The organism is Actinobacillus ureae ATCC 25976 (genome assembly GCF_000188255.1).
Lineage (GTDB): Bacteria > Pseudomonadota > Gammaproteobacteria > Enterobacterales > Pasteurellaceae > Actinobacillus > Actinobacillus ureae.
This window is the reverse complement of the sequence record NZ_GL831080.1, coordinates 432850-437210: the sequence shown is the minus strand read 5'-3', so window position 1 is coordinate 437210 and position 4361 is coordinate 432850. Positions and strand designations below refer to the sequence as shown.

At 42.5% G+C, this 4361-nt stretch carries 4 protein-coding genes; 2 read left to right on the top strand and 2 right to left on the bottom strand.

Features of this window, described 5'->3' with window-relative positions:
• Positions 1-99 (top strand): IS3 family transposase (locus HMPREF0027_RS11490; protein WP_155812096.1); only part of this gene is annotated, 99 nt, incomplete at its 5' end.
• A gap of 86 nt (positions 100-185) precedes the next feature.
• On the opposite strand, the gene ligA is transcribed toward HMPREF0027_RS11490, so the two are convergent.
• Positions 186-2231, bottom strand: a complete 2046-nt coding sequence (ligA, locus tag HMPREF0027_RS02215) for an NAD-dependent DNA ligase LigA (RefSeq protein WP_005621851.1) — start codon at positions 2229-2231, stop codon at positions 186-188.
• Between the two features lie 64 nt (positions 2232-2295).
• Positions 2296-3288, bottom strand: a complete 993-nt coding sequence (gene zipA / locus HMPREF0027_RS02210) for a cell division protein ZipA (protein ID WP_005621848.1) — start codon at positions 3286-3288, stop codon at positions 2296-2298.
• 120 nt (positions 3289-3408) lie between these two features.
• Between zipA and cysZ the strand changes: the two genes are divergently transcribed.
• On the top strand, positions 3409-4290 hold the full coding sequence (gene cysZ, locus HMPREF0027_RS02205) for a sulfate transporter CysZ (protein WP_005621845.1): 882 nt from the start codon (positions 3409-3411) through the stop codon (positions 4288-4290).
• Positions 4291-4361: the final 71 nt, after the last annotated feature.

Sequence of the window (4361 nt, the reverse complement as noted above, 5' to 3'; positions counted from 1 at the left end):
GTGATTCACGAGTACATTCATTATTACAACAATGAGCGTATTCAAGTTAAATTAAAAGGACTCAGCCCTGTACAATACAGAACACAGTCCTTAAATTAAACAGTCTAACTTTTTGGGGTCAGATCATTTTGTGGGCTTTTCGTTTATGCAACAAGCGGTTAAATTTTCCCATTTTTTACTACTCATTAGGCGGGCATTAAATCAACCAACTCTTGTTCGGTTAAGACTTTAACCCCTAACTCCTGCGCCTTCGCTAATTTTGAACCGGCTTTTTCACCGGCAATCAAATAATCGGTTTTGCTTGAAACCGAACCTGACACCTTACACCCAAAACTTTGTAAAAGCGCTTTTGCTTGATCTCGGGTTAATTGAGTCAGTGTACCGGTTAACACCACATTTTTACCTTTTAACGGGTTATCCGCAATTTCAACCTGAACCACATCTTGCCAATACACACCTTGTGCAATTAAGTCCTCAACGACAGCCACATTGTGCGGTTCTTGCCAGAAACGCACGATACGATTTGCCACCACTTCACCAACATCTTGTACTTCTTGCAATTGCTCGAAAGTTGCCATACGAATTGCCTCTAAATTATGGAAGTGATTCGCTAAGTTTTGTGCCGTAGCTTCGCCAACATCACGAATTCCTAATGCAAATAAGAAACGTGCTAAAGTGGTATTTTTCGCTTTTTCGATGCTGTTTAACGCATTTTGCGCTGATTTCTTACCCATTCGATCCAAACGCATTAAAGTGGTGTGATCGAGTTTAAACAGATCTGCTGGTGTATGCACCAGCTCACGATCCATTAATTGTTCGATTAATTTCTCACCGACCCCGTCAATATCCATCGCCTTACGGGAAACAAAATGCTTCAATGCCTCTTTACGCTGTGCACCACAGAATAAACCGCCGGTACAGCGAGCAACTGCTTCACCTTCAACACGCACTACCGCTGATTCACAGACCGGACAAGCGGTCGGAAATTCGATTTTTTCTGCATTTTCCGGACGGCGCTCCATCACCACCCCGACAATTTGCGGAATAACATCACCGGCACGGCGAATAATCACCGTATCGCCGATGACAATGCCTAAACGCTCAATTTCATCACCGTTATGTAAAGTGGCATTACTCACCGTCACACCGGCAACGAATACCGGTTCTAATTTTGCGACTGGGGTAATTGCCCCGGTTCTGCCCACCTGAAATTCCACATCATTCAGCACCGTCATTTCTTCTTGTGCCGGAAACTTATAAGCTATCGCCCAACGCGGCGAACGAGAAATAAAACCGAGCTGCTCTTGTAAGCCAATGTCATTCACCTTTAACACCGTGCCGTCAATGTCATAACCGAGTGTCGGACGCTTCGCTTGAATATCCGCATAAAACGCAAGTAACTGCTCATGTCCTGTTACCAAGCGAATTTCATTATTAACCGGAATACCAATAGATTTCAGCCATTGCAAACGTTCAAAATGCGTTGCTGGTAATTCATCATCCGATTCATACACACCGATTCCATAGGCATTTAACACGAGCGGACGCTGACGTGTAATTTTCGGATCTAACTGACGTAATGAACCTGCCGCCGCATTACGTGGGTTAGCAAAGGTTTTCTCACTTTTTTCCAACGCACGTTCATTCAGTTCTTCGAAGCCTTTTTGCGGCATAAACACCTCGCCACGCACTTCTAAACGTGCCGGCGGATTATCCATATTCAGTTTTAACGGGATATTACGAATGGTACGAATATTCGAGGTAATATCCTCGCCGGTTGTACCGTCACCACGTGTTGCTGCTTGGCTTAACACACCGTCCACATACAAAATACTGACCGCTAAACCGTCTAATTTCGGCTCACAGCAAAAAGCCAGTGAAAGCGGGTTCTCTGAGATATAGCTTTCCATACGGCGTAAAAAGCTGTCTAGGTCTTCATCAGAAAAAGCATTATCTAACGATAACATTGGAATCTCGTGTGTCACTTGTGCAAAACCGTCCAGCGGTTTCGCCCCGACGCGTTGCGTCGGCGAATCTGCAGTAATCCACTCCGGATGTTGCCATTCCAAATTTTTTAATTCGTTCATTAAGCGGTCATATTCCGCATCCGGCACTAACGGATTATCCAATACATGGTAGTGGTATTCGTATTCTCGTAATTTTTGGCGTAAAGCTTCTAATTGTGCGAAAGTCGTATCCGCTTGAGCTTGCATTTGTGATAATAAAGGCATTGGGAAAATTCTCGATAAAAAAGACCGCTTAACAAGCGGTCATTTATGCTAAAAGTTTTGCAAATTAGCTCACTCGAGCTAAATAGGCTTGGCGTGAGTTCTCATCAAAGATTTCTCGATGTTCATTTAGCACGAAACCACCGAGCGCTTGTGCGAGATTCTCTGCCGTTTTGAGTAATAATTTGAGATTCACCGCATCATTACCTTCTGACGGTAAGTGCATAAATAACACTAAACCGACGGTTGAGAACTGCTCAATTTTAGTTAAATCAAACACACCCGGTTGCATCATATTCGCTACGCTGAAAATAACCGGTGATGCGCTGTTACCCATATGTTGATGGCGGTGGAAAATTTGATATTCGCCATATTGGAAGCCTAATGCTTCAAGGCTTTGCACCACATAATCACCACGGAACTGCTGACCTTCCGGCGCGACAACGTAAAGTGTAATCATATTATTTTCTGCAACTGCTGGCTCTTGCGGTTGTTCCACTTCTGCTTGAACTGAATTCTTCGCTAATTCAACACGTACCGATGCATCCGAATAAATATCTACTTCACCTAATGCAGCTTGACGTTCCAACTCTTCAACAGATTGCTCTAATACTGAGGTTGCTTCAGCAATCGGTGATTGAGGCGCTTGGGTAAATGCAGGCTCAACCGAATGTTGATAAGCTGCTTGTTGCTTCACTACAGGCTGAATAGGTGCTGTGCCATAAATCGGTGCAGCAGGTTCGTTTTGATACATATTCGCTTCTTGCCCCGGCAAATTAATTTTAATTTCACGTAAGCTGCTTTCTACTTCTTGCTGTATTTGTACCGAATTTTCTACTTCTTCAATATGAGAAGTTGATGCAGGCGTATTATATTGTTGTGGATTAAGCGATGCTGGCACATCTGACACAACATTATTAATTGGTGTTGCCGGCGGACGAGTGGAGAATGAATTAGAAAAAATACGCGATTTCTCACGACGTCCAGACCAAATACTGAAACTGATTAACACGGCAATTAATAAGCCGGCTGAAATAAAGAAAAGAATATGAAGCTCCATCTGGGGTCCTCTTTCACTTAAGATAATCTACAAAATTTAAATTTCACTATTTGCGAAAATAATGTGCGTAGCTTAACATATTTCTTTCCAGATTTTGAACAAATTAAGGATCGAATCTATATGTCATCTGCATTTAACGAACCGCAAAGCGATTTAGGCTTAGGGTTTCATTACTTTATCTATGGCTGGAGGCTTATGCTGCAACGCAAGCTCCTACCATTTGTATTAATTCCCATCGCTATTAACAGTGTACTGATGATTGCACTGCTATGGTTTTTTATTGGCAATATTGTAGGTTGGGCGGATTGGATCGTCAGCTTTATGCCGTCATGGCTGGATTGGTTAACCATTATTTTAGTACCGCTTGCCGTGCTGTCTTTAATTATGCTGTTTTACTTTACCTTTACTACCATTACCAATTTTATTGCCGCACCGTTTAATGCGTTGCTGGCGGAAAAAGTTGAATTACAATTGACGGGTGAACAGCTCAATAATATGACGATGACGGAAATGCTAAAAGACGTACCGCATATGCTAAAACGTGAATGGCAAAAGATGATGTATAGCATCCCTCGTTTTATTGCATTGTTTTTATTAAGTTTTGTACCGGTCATCGGGCAAACTATTGTGCCTGTATTAACTTTTGTTTTTGGCGCTTGGTTATTAGCCATTCAATATTGTGACTACTCATTCGATAATCATAAAATCAGTTTTAAACGTATGCGCAATGCTCTTGGGCAACGCAAGATTTTAAATTTCACCTTTGGCACATTTGTGAGTATTTTTACCGCTTTACCTTTTGTGAATTTAGTCGTGATGCCGGTTGCCGTCTGCGGTGCAACCGCCATGTGGGTCGAAGAATATCGTAATTTTATGCTAGGTAAAATGTCCGATTTTGATGGTGCGGACTATACCACTAAAACCGGCAGAGAAGTCAGCACAGAAACTCGCTCCGGTGCAGTAAATCCTAACGTACGTAACGGTGACATTAAGCCTCATTAAGCGGTCTGATTTCTCCCGTATTTTGCAAAAATAAGCCTCTCATTGATCTGCCCCCCAAAAGTTGGACTAAA